11 protein-coding genes are annotated in these 18756 nt (G+C 48.0%); 7 read left to right on the forward strand and 4 right to left on the reverse strand.

The annotated features are described in order from the left end of the window. The first annotated feature begins 52 nt into the window (after positions 1 to 52). The 6 genes from EZ315_RS00785 to EZ315_RS00810 all read left to right on the forward strand — a co-directional run bounded on the left by EZ315_RS00785 (position 53) and on the right by EZ315_RS00810 (position 8290). Positions 53 to 1528, forward strand: a complete 1476-nt coding sequence (locus EZ315_RS00785) for a tetratricopeptide repeat protein (protein ID WP_135469763.1) — start codon at positions 53 to 55, stop codon at positions 1526 to 1528. Positions 1529 to 1791: 263 nt separating this feature from the next. Then, a complete protein-coding gene (locus EZ315_RS00790; protein WP_135469766.1) occupies positions 1792 to 4407 on the forward strand; it encodes a valine--tRNA ligase in 2616 nt (871 codons plus the stop codon). 106 nt (positions 4408 to 4513) lie between these two features. Then, on the forward strand, positions 4514 to 5026 hold the full coding sequence (locus EZ315_RS00795) for a CvpA family protein (protein ID WP_135469769.1): 513 nt from the start codon (positions 4514 to 4516) through the stop codon (positions 5024 to 5026). Then, positions 5010 to 6506 carry a Fe-S cluster assembly protein SufB gene (gene sufB, locus EZ315_RS00800; RefSeq protein ID WP_370463784.1) on the forward strand — a complete coding sequence of 499 codons (1497 nt, stop codon included), beginning with the start codon at positions 5010 to 5012 and terminating at the stop codon, positions 6504 to 6506. The genes EZ315_RS00795 and sufB overlap by 17 nt, the downstream gene beginning before the upstream one ends. 52 nt (positions 6507 to 6558) lie before the next feature. Further along, positions 6559 to 7266 carry an SAM-dependent methyltransferase gene (locus EZ315_RS00805; RefSeq protein WP_135469771.1) on the forward strand — a complete coding sequence of 236 codons (708 nt, stop codon included), beginning with the start codon at positions 6559 to 6561 and terminating at the stop codon, positions 7264 to 7266. A gap of 31 nt (positions 7267 to 7297) precedes the next feature. After that, a complete protein-coding gene (locus EZ315_RS00810; RefSeq protein WP_135469774.1) occupies positions 7298 to 8290 on the forward strand; it encodes an MBL fold metallo-hydrolase in 993 nt (330 codons plus the stop codon). A gap of 82 nt (positions 8291 to 8372) precedes the next feature. Here EZ315_RS00810 and EZ315_RS00815 read toward each other — a convergent pair whose 3' ends face one another. Both EZ315_RS00815 and EZ315_RS00820 read right to left on the reverse strand, forming a co-directional pair. Further along, positions 8373 to 10166 (reverse strand): RagB/SusD family nutrient uptake outer membrane protein, encoded by a 1794-nt coding sequence (locus tag EZ315_RS00815; protein ID WP_135469777.1) that lies wholly within the window; start codon positions 10164 to 10166, stop codon positions 8373 to 8375. A 20-nt stretch (positions 10167 to 10186) separates the two neighbouring features. Beyond that, positions 10187 to 13252 (reverse strand): SusC/RagA family TonB-linked outer membrane protein, encoded by a 3066-nt coding sequence (locus EZ315_RS00820; RefSeq protein ID WP_135469780.1) that lies wholly within the window; start codon positions 13250 to 13252, stop codon positions 10187 to 10189. A gap of 200 nt (positions 13253 to 13452) precedes the next feature. On the opposite strand from EZ315_RS00820, the gene EZ315_RS00825 reads away from it, so the two are divergent. Next, positions 13453 to 14856 (forward strand): glycoside hydrolase family 28 protein, encoded by a 1404-nt coding sequence (locus tag EZ315_RS00825; protein ID WP_135469782.1) that lies wholly within the window; start codon positions 13453 to 13455, stop codon positions 14854 to 14856. 109 nt (positions 14857 to 14965) lie between these two features. Here EZ315_RS00825 and EZ315_RS00830 read toward each other — a convergent pair whose 3' ends face one another. Together EZ315_RS00830 and EZ315_RS00835 are read right to left on the reverse strand one after the other, a co-directional pair. Further along, on the reverse strand, positions 14966 to 16111 hold the full coding sequence (locus EZ315_RS00830; protein WP_135469785.1) for a glycoside hydrolase family 88/105 protein: 1146 nt from the start codon (positions 16109 to 16111) through the stop codon (positions 14966 to 14968). Next, positions 16104 to 18749 carry a glycosyl hydrolase gene (locus tag EZ315_RS00835; RefSeq protein WP_135469788.1) on the reverse strand — a complete coding sequence of 882 codons (2646 nt, stop codon included), beginning with the start codon at positions 18747 to 18749 and terminating at the stop codon, positions 16104 to 16106. The genes EZ315_RS00830 and EZ315_RS00835 overlap by 8 nt, the downstream gene beginning before the upstream one ends. Positions 18750 to 18756 lie beyond the last annotated feature (7 nt).

An 18756-nucleotide genomic window follows, 5' to 3' on the forward strand; every position in this document is an offset into this window, starting at 1 on the left:
CTACAGCCCCTGATCCTTAACCTTTGGTGTAAACTCGCGAAAACTCTATAAAATGCAAGACAACAACGACGACACCCGGCAGGGTCTTTACAACGAATTCGAGTCCGAGATAGTCAAGGCAGGCAATCCGGAGGCATACTTCGACGAGAACGACCTTGTCGAGATATTCGACTATGCATCGGATATGGACAACTACATCGTCAAGATGGAAGTCCTTCTCTACGGAGCACGCCACTATCCCGCAAGCGAAGCCCTCGCCACACGTCGGGCATGGTTCTATTCATCATTCGGTGAAATGGAGGCTGCCGCCGATGTCAACAACCGTGTGAGCAACGGAGGATTCCTCAACCGGCTTCTGACCCTTCGTGCAGAAGGAGCTTCCGACTCCCCTGACACACGCTCACGACTTGATGAAATCGTTGATGCCACATCAGAGTTTGGAGATGAGGATGTGATACAGCTCGTTGACTTTTGCGCTGAGAACAGTATGCTCGATTGGGTAGAGGAAAACCGCTCCCGAATAGAAGCGAAATGCTCATACACCCCTACCTTCATATATGAATACGCCGACCGAGCCGAAGAGATCAGCGACCTGCCTACAGCCCATCGATTGTTTGAAGAGCTGACCATGATGGAACCGTTCACTGTCGACTTCTGGGTAAGGCTCGCTAACGTACAGATGCTTGAGGGATTCTATGAGGATGCCTTGGGGTCTGCCGATTATGCACTTGCAATTGACAGCAACTACGTCGAGGCTCTACGTCTTAAGGGACGCTTGATGTACCGTCTCAACCATCAGCGCGAAAAGATAGCGGAAGTGTTCCGGTCCGTGCTTGACCATCCCGATGCCAACGATTCCGATGCTGCCGCCTACGCTGCCACCATCGTGGAACTCGGACTGACCGACGAAGCCGTCAGACTGCTTGAAGAGACCATCTCGCGCTATCCGCTTTCGCAGATCCCCATAGACCTGTTGATGAACATCGATTTCCAACGCGCCACACCGTTCATTCTTCAGATAGCCGAACGCACATCCTTCACCCGCGACACATTGGTGGCATGGGCAAGAGAACATATGGCTAACGGACGCATCGACATCGCGGCTGAACTCCTTAGACTGTTTAGAGACCGTTTCGTCAGTGCACCTGAACTGAACTTCCTGACCGAACTATGGTACTTCAACAAAATGTACCGCGAAGTCATCGATATCATCGAGGAATCAATCAACGGACTATCCGAGTTAAGAATGCCGACTCCAGGGCTGACATTCCCCTACCTCATGAGCCTCATAAGGATAGGAGAGACAGACAAGGCCATATCGGAAGCCCGCACCCATCTCAAGGATATGGACACTCTCATGCAGATGCCTCGTCCTAACCGACCCGACAGCATACTTCGCAACGACATGTCACCTTCAGGTGCTGCCTGTCTCGACATAGGCTACGCCGCTATGCTTCGAAACATCATCAACGCCATCTCTGCCAACCCTCAGCTGCCTGCCGATTCATTCGACCCGATGCTGTTCTGAGAGCATATCAGGCACATGGATAATACATCCGCCCACCACAACTGAATAAACACATATGAAACTATGATTAAGTAGTGTGATTTACAGCATGCTGTAAATCACACTACTTCGTTTTTAACCTGATGGACCGGCGGACCTTAATCCCCAATGAAACCATAGGTATTAAAGTTGTATAATTTTACACATTTGAGTGGCGTAGTGTCATATGTTTTTTGTACCTTTGCACTTTAAAACCAATGAACTGATAAAACCAACATCACCTCATGGAAGAAATTGCCTCAAAATACGATCCTCGTGCCGTTGAGGACCGCTGGTATGCCTACTGGATGGAACATCGTCTGTTTCACTCCGAGCCTGACGCTCGCGAACCGTTCACAATAGTGATACCCCCACCCAACGTCACCGGTATCCTTCACATGGGGCATATGCTCAACAACACTATACAGGACATCCTTGTGCGCCGGGCTCGCCTCATGGGCAAAAACGCACTGTGGGTGCCAGGCACTGACCACGCCGCCATCGCGACAGAAGCCAAAGTGGTAAACAAACTCGCACAGGAAGGCATCAGAAAAAGCGACCTGACTCGTGAAGAGTTCCTGAAGCACGCATGGGAGTGGAAAGAGAAGCACGGCGGCATTATCCTCGAACAGCTCAAGAAACTCGGCGCATCGTGCGACTGGGAACGCACTGCGTTCACAATGGATGAAATACGTTCTAAAAGCGTCATCCATGTGTTCGTTGATCTTTACCGCAAAGGGCTAATATATCGCGGAAAACGTATGGTCAACTGGGACCCTAAGGCCAAGACAGCACTATCCGACATAGAGGTAGTGTACAAGGAGGAGCATTCCAAACTCTACTATCTCCGTTACAAGATCGTTGGAGAAGAAGGGTATGCAATCGTTGCAACAACACGCCCCGAAACCATCATGGGCGACACTGCAATGTGTATCAATCCTGATGACCCGAAGAACCAGCATCTCAGAGGGAAACGCGTGATAGTTCCACTCGTGAACCGTGAGATCCCGGTCATCGAGGACACTTATGTTGACATCAATTTCGGTACCGGATGCCTCAAAGTAACACCGGCACATGATATGAACGACAATATGCTCGGTGAGAAGCATGGACTTGAAACCATCGACATATTCAACGATGATGCCACAATAAGCGAAGCAGCCGGCATGTATGTCGGCATGGACCGCTTCGCCTGCCGTGAGCAGATTGCACAAGACTTGCAGGCTGCCGGTCTCATCGAGAAGATTGAGGAATACGAAAACAAGGTTGGATACTCCGAGCGCAACCAGGACACTGTTACCGAACCGCGCCTGAGCGACCAGTGGTTCCTAAAGATGCAGCACCTTGCAGATCCGGCACTCGCATCAGTCGAGGATGGTGTGATAAAATTTGTCCCGGAGAAATTCAAGACAACATACCGCCGCTGGCTAACCGACATACGCGACTGGTGTATCTCTCGTCAGCTGTGGTGGGGTCACCGTGTCCCGGCCTATTATCTGCCTGACGGATCGTTCATAGTGGCTGAGACCGCGGAAGAAGCATTGAAGCTTGCACAGGAACAGACTCCAGGCCTGACTGCCGCAGATCTGCATCAGGACGAGGATTGTCTCGACACATGGTTCTCTTCATGGCTTTGGCCTATCTCTCTCTTCAACGGCATCCTCGATCCTGACAATGAAGAGATAAAGTATTACTATCCCACTTCCGACCTCGTGACCGGACCGGACATTATATTCTTCTGGGTGGCACGAATGATAATGGCAGGATACGAATACATGGGCAAACAGCCTTTCAACAATGTGTACTTCACTGGTATCGTTCGTGATGAGATAGGACGTAAGATGTCAAAACAGCTCGGCAACTCCCCTGACCCACTGGAACTAATAGCCGACTACGGAGCTGACGGCGTACGTATGGGAATCATGCTGTCCGCACCCGCAGGAAACGATATATTCTTTGATAAGAAACTCTGTGAGAACGGACGTAACTTCTGCAACAAGGTATGGAACGCTTTCCGCCTTGTGAAAGGTTGGGAGATCGACGACAATATAGCACAGCCGTCAAGTTCGGATACAGCCATCAAGTGGTTCGAGAGTATGCTAAGCAAATCCATAGCCGAAATCAACGACCTGTTTGACAAATTCCGCATCTCCGAAGCCCTGATGAGCGTCTATCGCCTGTTCCGCGACGAATTCTCTTCCTGGTATCTCGAAATGGTGAAACCTGAATACCAGAAGCCTATTGACCGCGCCACATATAACGCCACTATCGGATTCTTCGACTCGTTACTGCGCATGCTTCACCCATTCATGCCATTCATTACAGAGGAATTGTGGCAACACATCGGTAACCGTGCCGAAGGTGAGTCAATAATGTATGCATCAATGCCGGCAGCAGGTGAAACCGACAATGAATTGCTCGCAGCCATAGAGAGAGCAAAAGAGATAGTCAACGGTGTGCGTGGAGTGCGTGCACAGCGCAACATACCTAACCGAGAGCTCCTTACCCTACTCGCTATCAATGAAAACATTGAACTGGCTGATGTGATAAGCAAACTCGCTCTTCTCGACAAGGTCGGTTCGACAGCTGAAAAGGATCCGGCTGCGGCATCATTCCTCGTAGGCACAACCGAATTCAATATCCCACTGCTCAATAACATTGACGTGGAAGCAGAGAAGGCTAAAATAGCCAAGGAAATTGAATACTACGAAGGATTCAAAAAATCAGTTGAGAAAAAGCTCTCTAACGAACGCTTTGTATCCAATGCCCCTGCTGCCGTTGTAGAAGGTGAGCGCAAGAAACTTGCGGATGCCGACACCAAGCTCGCCACACTCCGCACAACCCTTGCAGCACTATCGTAAAAACAGAGGATGTGTAAGATATCAAAATTCAAATTAGTAAAACACTCTACAGCGAGTAAACAGGACTACTAATTTGAATTTTGATGCCTAATAAACACAATAAGAAATGCCGACTATCGATATAATAATCCTCATAGTGTTTGCCGTATCAGCGGTAATGGGATTCCGTAAAGGGCTCATTACCCAGGTAGGCTCTGTTGCCGCAATAATAATAGGCATCATAGCCTGCCGCATGTTCGGCTCACAGGTCGCCGGAATGATTACACCATCAGGAGGACCGGAGGTCAACTTCATGTCGAATTACGGAGCATCAATACTTGCCTGCTGCATAATATATATAGTGGCATATTATTGTGTTATAATCGTGGCAAAATTCCTCAAACTTGTGACACACACTCTGCTACTCGGACCACTCGACCATATAGCCGGTGCAGTGGTGAACATTCTGAAATGGTTCATGGTTATGAGTGTGGCACTGAACCTTTACATGGTGGTGTTCTCAGGCACTGACATCAACAAAGCGTCACGCTTGGGTGACGGTCGCCTGGTGACATGGATTATCGATCTCGCACCCTCCGTATGGGGTGCCCTAAACAATGACAATGGAAATGAACAATAACACATCCGCTCCCGAAAGAACTCCGGTCAATACAGGAGAGTCCAATGACGATCTGCTGAACAGAGCCACTTCGGGGGAATACAAATACGGCTTTACCTCCGACATAGACACCCACATCATACCAAAAGGTCTTAATGAAGATGTGGTAAGGCTTATCTCTTCCAAGAAAGGAGAACCCGAGTGGCTCCTTGAATTCCGCCTCAAAGCCTTCCGCTACTGGCAGACTCTCAAAGCTCCCGACTGGGCATACCTCAAGATTCCTGAAATAGACTTTCAGGACATAAGCTATTATGCCGAGCCTGTAAAGAAAGATGGACCGAAGAGTCTCGATGAAGTAGATCCGCAGTTGCTTGACACATTCAACCGGCTGGGCATACCTCTTGAGGAGCAGAAAGCTCTGTCTGGTATGGCAGTCGATGCCGTCATGGACTCCGTGAGTGTAAAGACCACTCATCGAGAGAAGCTTGCAGAGAAAGGGATTATATTCTGTTCAATTTCCGAAGCTGTCAAAGATTATCCTGACCTGGTGAAGAAATATCTCGGCTCAGTTGTCCCCTATCGCGACAACTTCTATGCCGCTCTGAACTCTGCCGTGTTCTCCGACGGATCATTTGTTTACATCCCAAAAGGGGTAAGATGCCCGATGGAGCTGTCGACCTATTTCCGTATCAACGCATCCGGCACAGGACAGTTCGAACGAACTCTCATAGTTGCCGACGACGATGCCTACGTCAGCTATCTCGAAGGCTGCACCGCTCCGATGCGCGACGAGAATCAACTTCATGCTGCCATCGTGGAAATCATCGTCGAGGACCGAGCAGAGGTAAAATACTCGACCGTACAGAACTGGTATGCAGGAGATGCCGAAGGACGCGGAGGCGTATACAACTTCGTGACAAAACGCGGACTATGCCGAGGCGACCACTCCAAACTGTCATGGACACAGGTGGAGACAGGCTCAGCCATCACCTGGAAATATCCGTCATGCATACTCAAAGGCGACTATTCGCGCGGAGAGTTCTACTCGGTAGCTGTGACACGCAATCACCAGCAGGCCGACACCGGCACCAAGATGATACATCTCGGGAAGAACTCCACCTCCTACATAGTATCAAAAGGCATATCGGCAGGATACTCCGAAAACTCTTACCGAGGGCTCGTCAAAGTCGCTCCAGAGGCATCGGGATGCCGCAACTACACACAATGCGACTCCCTACTTATGGGAAGCCATTGCGGGGCCCATACATTCCCTTACATCGACATACACAATGACACTGCAATAGTCGAACATGAAGCTACAACATCCAAGATATCCGAGGATCAGTTATTCTATTGCAATCAACGAGGAATACCCACCGAAGAGGCTGTGGCTCTCATCGTCAACGGCTATGCCCGCGAAGTTATGAACAAACTTCCAATGGAATTCGCAGTCGAAGCACAGAAGCTGCTTCAGATATCCCTTGAAGGTTCCGTCGGCTAAGACTACTATAAAATCAACCATCTGATAACTGCGACACATATAAACTGAAAATATGCTCCAGCCTGCCCTCTACTTGCTCCCATCCACAATGAGTGATGCTCCGGTGGACTCTGTGCTGCCCCGCACCAATATTGAAATGGTAAGGGAGATAAAGCATTATGTGGTAGAGAATGTGCGCACAGCAAGAAGATTCCTGAAACGGTGTGACCGAGAAATCGACATTGACTCAATCACATTCACCACACTTGACGAACATACACGTCCTGAAGATGTCCCGGCAATGCTTGACCCAATATCTCAGGGACATCCTATAGGAGTCATCTCGGAAGCAGGTTGTCCGGCTGTGGCTGATCCCGGAGCCGACCTCGTAGCTGTAGCCCAGCAGAAAGGAATAACCGTTATCCCGATGGTGGGTCCGTCAAGCATTATCATGTCATTAATGGCATCGGGGTTCAACGGTCAGACATTCGCTTTCAACGGCTATCTTCCATACGAATCAAAAGCGCGTGCAGAGAAGCTCAAAGAGATGGAACGACTCATACGCACCCGCCGACAGACTCAGATATTCATTGAGACCCCCTACCGGAACAACCGTCTGATCGCCGAGCTGGCATCATCGCTGCCATCCGGCATACGGCTCTGCGTGGCATCCGACATCACCGGTCCCAATCAAGAAATAGTCACTCTACCACTCTCCAAATGGGCAAAGCGCGCTTACAACTACGACAAAGTCCCAACAATCTTTCTCCTCTACAACTAACACACCTTTTTCACTAACCGCCTCTACTACCATGCGTCGCAAATACAGCCCTCCACATCATCCGCAACCAGGACTATTCGACGGACTCGATGACTTCAACGAACGTCTCGACCGAGGATTTGAAATCATCCCTCCGGAGAGGATGGCTGATATAGCACGCTCTCATGCACAGAAACCGGAAATAGATGAACTGCCTCCGCTACAAGCATCCGACCGAGTATTCTTCATGAGTTTCGGCAGCGGAAGCAGCGGCAATTGCGCTTATATAGGTGACCGTAACAGCGGATTTCTTGTCGATGCAGGAATTGATGCAAAGAAAGTGACCTCGACTTTACAGGCCAACGGTATAACAATGGACCGCATCCAAGGCATAATCCTGACCCACGATCACCACGACCACATATCCCAGGCATACGCCATACTGCGTGCCAACCGTCATATAAGACTGTACTGCACACCTCGCACATTCAATGGCATACTACGCCGCCACAATGTGTCACGCCGCATAAAGGACTACCACCAGCCTATATATAAGGAGTTCACCTTCAAGCTTGGCAATTTCGAGGTCACACCGTTTGAAGTGCTGCACGATGGGGCAGATAATGCCGGATTCTTCATAACCCATACATCCGGACACACTATGGCAGTCGCTACCGATCTGGGCTGCATATCCCCACGAGTGGACTTCTACATGCGTCAGGCTGATTCAATCGTAATAGAGGCAAACTACGATCCACATATGTTGGCGACAGGTTCATATCCTGAATATCTGAAAGCAAGAATCGCTGCCGACAACGGTCATCTTGACAACAATGTAACCGCCGCATTCATATCCGAAATCATATCTCCTCGTCTGCGCAACCTATATCTGTGCCATCTATCTCATGACAACAATCTGCCACAGATAGCACTGCACACAATTGAAGAAGCAATATCACAACGCGACGACGCTCTCATTCTCCTCCAAGGGCTACGCCTCGTTGCGCTCCCACGCTACGCCGCCACTCCGCTCTACACTCTTTAAGTTCAACGAAATTATAGAATAAAACAACTGGGCTTGCCGATATCAATCAGGCAAGCCCAGAGTGTCTTATATGAGATTGTATTTATCTGTAATTCTGGAAAAGTCCTCCGGTCGTGATCACATCGGTATAAGTCGACGGTATAGGACGAAGAGCATATTCCGGCTTAAAGTACTGAGCGAGCTCCGGGAATGTGGATTGCAGATAAGTCGCATCCTTCAGCATTCCTGTACGTTTAAGGTCATAGAAACGTGTGAACTCACCACATAGCTCGCGGGCACGTTCGTCAAGGACTGTACGGATATCAGCCGCTCCTGTAAGAGCATTGGCTCCGGCACGTTGACGCACCTTATTGATATATCCCATAGCCTGACCTCCGCCATTCATAACGATATCGTATTCAGCAGCGATCAGATACACCTCTGCCATACGCATAGGTATCACACTGTTGAGATTGGCAAAACGGCTTTTGCTGTAATTGGCGTCAAAATAATTGGAGCTTGCGTGCTTATTGAGTGAAGGATAGAAATATCGATAATGATTTTCGCCGCTACCGTCCTTCATAATGATTGACTTTGCAGCATCATCATACACATCATTATAATCAATCAACAGATAGTTGGAGTTAGCTTTCCCGGCTACTTCATCTGCATAATTGTCATCCTGCGGCATCACAAAACGGATAGCTAAATCTCCGACATTAACTTTTGTCCCCTCCATTGAGGCATCCTTCCCATAATTCTTCACATCGCCCTCGGTCCAGCTATATGCCTGATTGGCTTTCCACTCTGTGATAAACAGATTATGGAAGCGAGGATCAAGAGAGCCATCCTGCTGGATGTAAAGACTGAGAAGATGCTGAGTAGGCATAAAGTCGCCCTGCACACCTCCGTCCCATGCCTTACGGGATTCCTGATTATCCTTTCGTGCTCCAAAATGGTTAAGCTGACATAGGAAATGCTCATCATTACGATTGGTACGATAGTTTCCGTTGCTTGAACCGTGAGCGTCAGAACCGGCATACACTGAATATTTCCAAAGAGCCTCCTTATTTGCCTTATTGTTTACCTCAGCAAACACATCCTCGAAATCGGGATACATATATGCATTATAGGCAGACCCTCCAGCCTCACAATCGGAAATGAGCTTTTTAGCTGCATCAAAACCTATCTGAAGGAAATCGGTAGTATCATACTGACGTGTTGCAAGGCAAGCCTTTGCAAGATATCCGAGAGCAGCTTTCCGGGCAGGATGCCCATCAAAGGAATCATCACCCTTAGGCAACCATTTGGCAGCAAAATCAAGGTCAGGTATAATTATATCACGATAGATCTCAAGAGGTTCGGTGCGGACAGGAGAATAATTATTTTCTTTCTGTACCTCAGTGAGCTTAACCACACCGCCGAACATCTCGACAAGATTGTAATAATACACAGCACGGAGGAAACGCGCTTCCGCAACTTTTGCATTCCGTTGCTCCTCGGTTGAGAACGAACAGCCCGCCCCGGCTTCAATAGCCATATTGCATGCACCAATACCATCGTAAGCGGCATTCCATATTGAGCCGGTAAAAGTAAGGTTCGGAGAAGCGTTTGCAAAGAATTTGAACATATTGTCATTCACCCCCGGCTGGTTGGTCTTTGATGTCCACAGGTCGGTGTTGCCCTCCATGAAACCCATAAAGTCAATGCCATTATAGAACTGACGCTCCAGGCCGAAATAGCATTGGTTGAGCAACTTTTCATACCCCTGAGGAGTGGAGCCAAGCACTTCGAGCGAGAATTCACCAGGATTCACCTCTTCAAGCGAACAAGACTGCATCATAAGAGTAGCTCCCACTCCGCAAGCCCATAGTATATTATATATATTTCGTTTCATTATTAAAATCGAATTAAGTATTAGAGTGTGAGATTGATACCGAAAACAAACTGCTTATAGGTAGGGAATGCGTCAGAACCGCCGGTCTCCGGATCAATACCGTCAAGTTTGCTGTCATTCATAATGATCCAGGGATTGTAAGCGGTAAAGTAGAGGCGCATACGCTCAACAAGAGCTTTCTGAGTAAGTTTGCCAGGGAGGGTGTAACCGAAGGTCACATTCTTGATCTTGGCAAACGATCCGTCAACAACACGAAGCGAAGGCATCACCTTGCTCTGCTTGTCACCTGTACCGGGACGCGGATAATATGCACCCTGGTTATCCTCTGTCCAGTAGTCCACACCTGAAATCTGGTTAGTGGTACGTGAATTCTTGGCATCATAGTATCCAAGCAGGTTGCTTTGAATAGTCTGACCGAAACGTCCCATCATGAATACGGATAGGTCAAAATCCCTATATTTGAATGTGTTGTTAAGACCAAGTATCCAGTTGGGATTCTGATGTCCGAGAATCATACGGTCATTGTCACCATATGCATGAACACCGCCATCACCATTATTTTCTATTGTCTCAATCTTGATGTAGCCAGGCTCTACCTTATATTTCTTCATCAGTTCAGCGTCATCGTCAGTCCCCCAGATGCCGGCATACTTCCATCCATATATCGACTTTATAGGAGCACCTACGAAAAGGCTCTCGCTGATAAGATTACCACCGGGAAGTTCCTTGATCCTTTCCTTGCTCCATGTGGCGGTAAGAGTTGTGGACCAGTTGAAGTCCTTGCTTACAATGTTACGGCTGTTGATAGTGAATTCAAAACCATGATTCTCCGTCCTGGCGAGATTTTCCCAACGTGAAAGCGGGCTACCCCATCCAGTCACACCGTCTGTGATGGGCACAGTACGTTTGTAAAGAAGACCTTTGGTCTCTGTCCTGAACCATTCGATAGATCCGTCAATACGATTGTTAAGCACACCGAAATCAAGACCGACATTCCAGTTGTAAGATTTCTCCCATCCGAGCGTGCTGCCGGCATAAGTGCCTGTGTACTGAGCGAACTGTACAGGCTTCCCACCTACCGTCACACCACCATTGGGATAGAGATATGCCTGGGTCTGAGTAACATAAGCACCTGTGCCACCTGAGTTACCAGTGATACCGTAGCTGACACGGAGCTTTGCATTGCTGAGCCAGTTGCGTGTGCTTTCCATAAACTCCTCATCGGAAAGACGCCATGCCACAGCTCCTGCCGGGAACGAATCCCACTTGCTGCCCTCGGAGAACCAGCTCACACCGTCCCAACGATTTGAGAACGTGAGCAGATAACGCCCCTTATAATTATAATTCACACGGAATGCATATGACATCTTCTGAGTGCGAGAATAGTCAGAATAGGTGTACTGACTTCCTGAGCCTGAAAGAAGACGATGGAACTGCCAGGTGTCAACATCAAATCCGCCGCTACCGGCAATAGTCTGTTCGTTAGTGTTCTTGTTATACGATGTGATGAACTGCGCACCGAAAGAATGGTCCTTTATGTCAGCATTATAAGAGAGTATATTTTCCCAGGTATATGCCCAATTATTATTGTGGGTTTTCTGAGCGAAAGGACTCTTGGCATACGAAGGCTGATTGGCTGTAGCCTGAGCTCCCCAGTACTGTCCTAAACGACTGTTTGACAGGATCGCACTGATCTGGCTACGGAACTTGAATCCCTTGAACGGAGTTATATCCAGATAACCTATTGAATTGATATAGGTCGACTTGGTGTTGTTGGCAAATTGATTTTCAATAAAGTCACCGAGAGGAGAATCCTGATTATCAATAAAACGATGATTGAGATTGCCATCCTCATCGAAAGCATCTCCGAGAGGGAAAGCCGTAAGAGATTTAGTGAATGTGTTCTTGACACCACGGTCATGATCGGAATAAGTAAGGTTGCTTGTAAAACCGATAGTCGCATACTTATTGATCTCCATATCCGCATTCAGGCGAAGAGTGTAACGGTCAAGCTCGTCATTAGGAAGGAGACCTTCCTCCTTAGAATATGATGTAGATGCGAAAATGCGAGCCTTCTGTGTACCGCCGCTCACAGAAAGAGCATACTTCTGAGTGGTGGCACGCCGACCTGATGCAAGATCAACCCAGTCAATCCACTTTCCCTCTTCAAGAGCAGAGGTATATTCTGGGTTCCCCATAAGTGTAGCATTGTCGGTTGGATAATCACCGTTAATATATTTGTATGCTTCACGATGATAAGCCAGCCACTCGTCGCCGAGCATACCATGCTTATAGTTGACATCGCCGCTGAAGCCGTAGTAGGCATCAAAATTCACAATCGCCTTGCCCTCCTCTCCACGCTTGGTGGTAATGATCACAACGCCATTGGCTCCGGCTGAACCATATATAGCAGTCGAGGATGCATCCTTCAGGACATCGATCGATTCGATATCACTGGGATTGACCTGGCTGTAGCTACCAGGAATACCGTCAATGATAAAAAGAGGCTCATTGCTTCCATAAATTGAACGTGAACCACGAAGCAGAATATTGACATCGCTTCCGGTCTCACCGCTTGACTTGGTGATGTCCATACCGGCAATCTTGCCTTGAAGAGCTTCCATCACATTGTTGGTCGGAGCGACAACAACATCGGAATTCTTCATAGAGGAAACCGCACCGGTCAAATCGCGACGACGCACGGTTCCGTAACCCACAACCACTACCTCATCGAGCAATTCGCGGCTCTCCTTAAGGGTGACATCAATCACGTTACGCCCACCCACAGGAATTTCCTGAGTGGTGTAACCTACATAACTAAATACTAAAGTAGCTGAGGGGGGGGTAGTTAGCGCATACTTGCCATCAATATCGGTAGCAGTCCCATTCTTGGTCCCTTTTACCATTACAGTTGCGCCAATGACGGGCTCGCCCGTCTCATCAATCACTGTTCCGCTAACGGACTTGTCCTGTGCAGATGCCATAATGGCAAACACAGCAAAAAGCACCGAGAAGCAGATACGCCCAAAGCGAGAACAAAGCTCACTTCGAGAACTCTTGATTTTAAGAGATTTCTCGTTTCTCATTGTTGAAATTTAAGGTTTATATATATTACTCTAAGTTGCAGATTTCTCTAAGTTGGGCACAAAGTTAATATATTTTATCCTAATGTTTGCAAAAAATACGAAAAATTTATGTGTTAAAATTTAATGCAGCGATTTTAAATTGTAATTTTGTAGCCGATTATTAAAATATTACAATTACTTATCACCTTAAATAAAGAAGCATGAGAAAATTTTTACTGCCATTGGTGGCATTAGGGCTTTCCATGAGTGTGAGTGCCGCCCCACTGACACCAAAAGAAGCTTGGGAGAAAATCTATCCTGAAGTAGAAGCCCAGATAAAAGCCCCTACATTCCGTGACCGAGATTATAACCTGCTCGACTACGGAAAAAGATCCGAAACTCCCGGATTCCTATATACCGAGATGATCAACTCACTCATTGACCGCTGCTCCAAGGAAGGGGGCGGCAGGGTGATTATCCCGGCAGGGTCATGGCTCACAGGTCCTATAACTCTTAAAAGCAATGTGAATCTGCACCTTGAGGCAGGAGCGACACTTCTATTCACATCCGACCTGAAAGAATATCCCTTGGTGCTCACACGCTGGGAGGGAGTGGACTGCTATAACTATCAGCCCATGATCTATGCCTATGAGCAGACCAATATCGCAATCACAGGTCACGGCGTGATTGATGGCGGAGCCGACAGGACAAACTGGTGGGCAATGTGTGGAGCTCACCATTTCGGCTATCAAGAAGGCATGGTGTCACAGCGCATAGGCCGCCCGCTGCTTCTCGAATGGAATGAAAAAGAGATCCCTGTCGAAAAGCGCATACTCGGTGACGGCTATGGCATGCGTGTGCAGCTCGTCAATCCTGTGAAATGCAAGAACGTTCTCATAGAGGGTGTCACAATGCTTCGTGCACCATTCTGGGTGATGCACCCATTGCTCTGTGAGAACCTTACGGTAAGAGGAGTACATGTACAGAACGACGGACCAAACGGAGACGGCTGCGATCCCGAATCATGCAAGAATGTACTGATTGAGGGATGCTTCTTCGACACCGGTGATGACTGCATTGCAATCAAGAGCGGACGTAACCGTGACGGACGTCGCTGGAACATACCGACCGAGAATGTGATCGTGCGCCACTGCCGTATGGAGAACGGCCACGGCGGAGTGGTGGTAGGCAGCGAAATATCAGGAGGATTCAAAAACCTGTTTGTAGAGGACTGCATCATGGATTCACCCGAGCTTGACCGAGTGATACGCATAAAGACAAATTCTTGTCGCGGAGGTGTGATCGAGGACATTTTCGTAAGGAATGTACAGGTGGGCCAGTGCAATGAAGCTGTGCTTAAAATCAATCTTGTATACGACAAAAAAGAGATCTGCCAACGCGATTTCTATCCTGTAGTAAAAAATGTGTTCCTCGAAAATGTCACCTGCAATAAGAGCAAATTCGGTGTGAAAATAGAGGGTTTCGAGGACAGATGCAATATCAACAATATTATTGTCAAGGACTGCACATTTAACGGTGTGACAACGGATTCCAATTCTATAATCGGCAAGACCGAAGGCGTAAAGTTCATCAACCTCAAACTCAACGGTAAAGTGGTGAAATAAAACCAGCGATAAAATATCAAATACACTAAGAACTTTTTAGACCAAAGGACCATAGATAATGTAGAATCTATGGTCCTTTGGTCTAAAAAGTTCTACAGTAATAGAATATTTAAAGCTTGTACACCTCCGTACCGGCAAGCAGGAAACACCCTGTGCCATAGTCATCAAAATCGGGCTTTGAATCATAAGCCACAGGTTGCCCATCCTTTGGCTCCTTGCCTGTGCCCTGAACATACCCAAGGTAACCGTTGTCATGGACCGCATCATTTACCATAGCATTCCATGCCTTGACAATAACAGGCATATATTTATCTCTGTCAAGAAGTCCGTTGCGAACTCCCCATGCCATACCATATACGAAAAGAGAAGTTCCTGTCAGCTCCTTTCCACCGAAATTCGAGGCATCATGCAGACTTACGTTCCAGAATCCGTCCTCTCGCTGGCACTTCACAAGCGCGGCGCACATGTCCTTAAGATCCCGCTCATACTCCGACCTGTGAGGGGCATCGGCCGGTAGTTCGTCAAGGACCCTAACAAGAGCTGCCACCACCCAACCGTTGCCTCGTGACCAATAACAGTCCCTGCCATTCGGCTCCTTATAGGGAGGCACAAAATCCGCATCGCGCCACCACAACGCATCCTTGCTGTTGTAAAGTCCGCCGGCAAGGACATTACGGGTCCAGGTATACATATCATAAGCCTTTTCCGCATATCTGGCATCACCTGTAGTGATCGACAGTTTCACAAGCGCAGGCATACCCATCTGGATAGCATCAATCCAGGTCCAGTCATCTATCTGAGGCGTATTAACAAGCATGTTCATGATAGCCTTTGTCTTTGTGAGCATTTCAGGACGCGGCGTAAGACGATACAGATCTATATATACCTGTGTGGCACAATAGTTGTCGGCATTGCGGGTGGTAGTGTCATCGCGACGCATCCCCCATTTAAAACCGTCAGCCCATTTATATGCATAGTCATAATACCTGTTTGCAGGATATATGGAATGGAGAGCCATCAGTCCCTCAAAATACACAGCACGAGTCCATATGTTAGCCTCATACACTTTCTTTCGTGAATAATACGGGATTCCAAGAAGTGGGTCAGGATGCTTTCTGAGATAATGGTCATTGACTTTCATAAGAGTCTTCAGCACCTCATCCCGCGGCTGTAGATTTTCTGCCGCTCCGGCAGAAAGAGCCCCAAAAGATACCGCCAGAATAACGATACCCAGGATAATAACATTTCTATTCATATATTACAGGTATTAATTTCACTTTCGAATTAAGTCCGCTCGGCACCACCTCCCAATCTCCGAAACTGAACTTCTTGGCATTGGTCACGCTGGCTATGTTGGCATCCTTGAAGATACGCCATTCCACACCTCTGCGCTCGTAATCAGCAATACGATTGGCAGGAAGGTTTGTGACGTCAATCACCAGTTCGTTCTCTCCCGAATGCAACAGACATCCGACATCAAGAACCATAGGGACCGACCATACGCATCCAGCCTCCTTGCCATTAACCGTAACGCATGCACTCTCACGCACATCTCCGAGATCAAGGAGCCAGGAATCTGACACAGAAACATCAGGTATACTGACATTCACCCTATATCGGGCAATGCCGCTATTGACTCGTACACGAGGATCGGGTAGGCTCGTCCATTCAGCGAGGGTGTCAGTCGTAAAGACTCCATCAATTTGAGGGTCACTCTTAAGGAACTCTATGCTCCACCCATTCACTATATCCACCGGAGTACCACGCTTAGCCACGTATCTCCATGAGGCGACATCCACATCATAAGGAAACGTCTTTAACAGAAGTGATTCTCCTGGGGCAAGCTGAAGCTTCACCTCAATATTCCCATCGATCCCGATTCGCGAACAGGCAAGCCCTTTTCTACCGGTCAAAGGATCAAAAATCATAACACTACGCGCATTGACTGCCAAGGGCACCCAGCCGTCAATAACACTGTCACGCAGCATTGAAATAAAATAATTATGTCCTCCCGCTTCATTGAGACGTCTTATCATCGATACGCCTGAACGCCGCAGATGCTCTGACGGAACCCCGAGCGATCCGACAGCGGATGAAATATCATCTGAAAATACCACATTAGCACCCATGTCACTAAGTTTTCCAAGCTTATCAAGAGTCAAATCCGGAATATAATCGACACGAGGCACTATGATTGCCCGGTAACTATTGCCTCCACGCGACAGCAACCGACGATCGGTTGTGACAGTCAGAGAGTCTATGAGACGGTCCGACAGATAATCCACATCATATCCTGCTTCCATTATGTCAGCTACCCACTGCTTAACATCGGGCATCACACGATCCATCTTATGGATATCAAACATGAGATAGTGCCCACCTCCATGACGTGTGATTATCTCCTCATAAGGGAAATAAAGGAGTATATCATTGTCAGGCTTACCTGCCGATAAAAAAGACTGCACGCGGGTTATGTACCTGAACAAACCGTCAGCATCCTCCCACAGCGATGCCGTAGGCGACATGTTGACAGATGCATAGAAAAGCCATCCAGGAAACGTAGCATCCTTCGGAGAATATGGTGCACCATGAAAATACACATGATTTACACCGGAACACAGCATCTGGTCTATTTCAGGCTTGCATCGTGCCAAAGAGGTGTGGAAATGCTCGGTGAGCCAGGTAAGAGTCTCAGCCGAAATCATAGGCTTACCTGCAAGATGAGCCGCCGATGATGCGAATTTCAGCACCGACGGTGCAGCATCACTCGGACGTGACGGCCCGGAAGAATGAAGCCCTGGGATATCAAAATCCGTCTGTCCGAACGACTCACATTCAGGAATATCAACGGCTGCATATATATCCAGGATATTAGCCGGAGATCCATGCGACTGATTACGTATACGCGCATTATGTGAATGAGCCCATTCCGTCCATACTCGTGTGAAATTTTCTTCAAGAATACGCGCAAGAGTCATACGGTAATCATGTAGCAAACGCTTTCTCTCAGGACTATTGCCATTGTCGCCAAGAAACTCATGGATACCTGAAGCCAGATCATATCCGTGATCCCTCTGGAACTCGTCAAAAAGGTTATCGCTCCAATCGGACCCATATACCTCATAGGAATCATTAAAGAATGAGTCAGGAATCATCCATTCACGGCCTTCAAATGCCTCATCAAAGCGGGCAAGATACTTTCTGACTGCAATACTGTCATAATGGTTGAGCACAAGCCCGGCTCCTCCAGGAGCAGCACGCTTGACTTTCTGATATGTTCTTCCTGAATATATGGCATACACCCTCCAAGGTCCGCCCTCAGGAGCCTTCCATTTCAGCGAACCGTCCTTTAACACTCTGTCAGTAATATCAATAGTCCGGGAGCGGGATACAGCAATTGCACGCTGAAAAGTTGCATCAGGCTGCTTCATCTCAGACGGAAGAGGAAACATCGGTTCATCTATGACATGACTCTCCGGCACCTCCCATCGACGTGTCACAAGTTTGCGTGCACTCATCGAAGGCGAGACGTTAGGGCCACCGAACGGCCAGCCTGTGCCGTTGTTCATATCAACCCTCAGTCCAAGGCGGTTAGCCTCACTGACAGTATGACCGAGCATATCCATCCATTTTTCAGATAGGTAAGGGATATCATTAGCCTCATTACCTTTTACACCATAAATCGGGGTGACCTCAACCCCACCTATGCCTTGGCGGGCAAATTCTTCAAGATTGTATGTCAGACCGACGGAATCCACAGCACTTCCATGCCACCACCATCGCACAAAAGGACGGTTCTCCACCTTTTCAGCATACCAGTCGACAGGAGCCTGCGCCCAAGCAGCCGTAAAAGCAGCAAAATTAGACAGTAATACAAATATAAGGAACTTCATATGATTG

The sequence above is a fragment of the Duncaniella freteri genome (assembly GCF_004766125.1).
GTDB classification, from domain to species: Bacteria; Bacteroidota; Bacteroidia; order Bacteroidales; family Muribaculaceae; genus Duncaniella; species Duncaniella freteri.

What these genes read in the sequence shown, in the direction of transcription:
- EZ315_RS00785 (WP_135469763.1), top strand. Translation starts at nt 53, where the DNA reads ATGCAAGACAACAACGACGACACCCGGCAGGGTCTTTACAACGAATTC.
- EZ315_RS00790 (WP_135469766.1), top strand. Translation starts at nt 1,792, where the DNA reads ATGGAAGAAATTGCCTCAAAATACGATCCTCGTGCCGTTGAGGACCGC.
- EZ315_RS00795 (WP_135469769.1), top strand. Translation starts at nt 4,514, where the DNA reads ATGCCGACTATCGATATAATAATCCTCATAGTGTTTGCCGTATCAGCG.
- sufB (WP_370463784.1), top strand. Translation starts at nt 5,010, where the DNA reads ATGGAAATGAACAATAACACATCCGCTCCCGAAAGAACTCCGGTCAAT.
- EZ315_RS00805 (WP_135469771.1), top strand. Translation starts at nt 6,559, where the DNA reads ATGCTCCAGCCTGCCCTCTACTTGCTCCCATCCACAATGAGTGATGCT.
- EZ315_RS00810 (WP_135469774.1), top strand. Translation starts at nt 7,298, where the DNA reads ATGCGTCGCAAATACAGCCCTCCACATCATCCGCAACCAGGACTATTC.
- EZ315_RS00815 (WP_135469777.1), bottom strand. Translation starts at nt 10,166, where the DNA reads ATGAAACGAAATATATATAATATACTATGGGCTTGCGGAGTGGGAGCT.
- EZ315_RS00820 (WP_135469780.1), bottom strand. Translation starts at nt 13,252, where the DNA reads ATGAGAAACGAGAAATCTCTTAAAATCAAGAGTTCTCGAAGTGAGCTT.
- EZ315_RS00825 (WP_135469782.1), top strand. Translation starts at nt 13,453, where the DNA reads ATGAGAAAATTTTTACTGCCATTGGTGGCATTAGGGCTTTCCATGAGT.
- EZ315_RS00830 (WP_135469785.1), bottom strand. Translation starts at nt 16,111, where the DNA reads ATGAATAGAAATGTTATTATCCTGGGTATCGTTATTCTGGCGGTATCT.
- EZ315_RS00835 (WP_135469788.1), bottom strand. Translation starts at nt 18,749, where the DNA reads ATGAAGTTCCTTATATTTGTATTACTGTCTAATTTTGCTGCTTTTACG.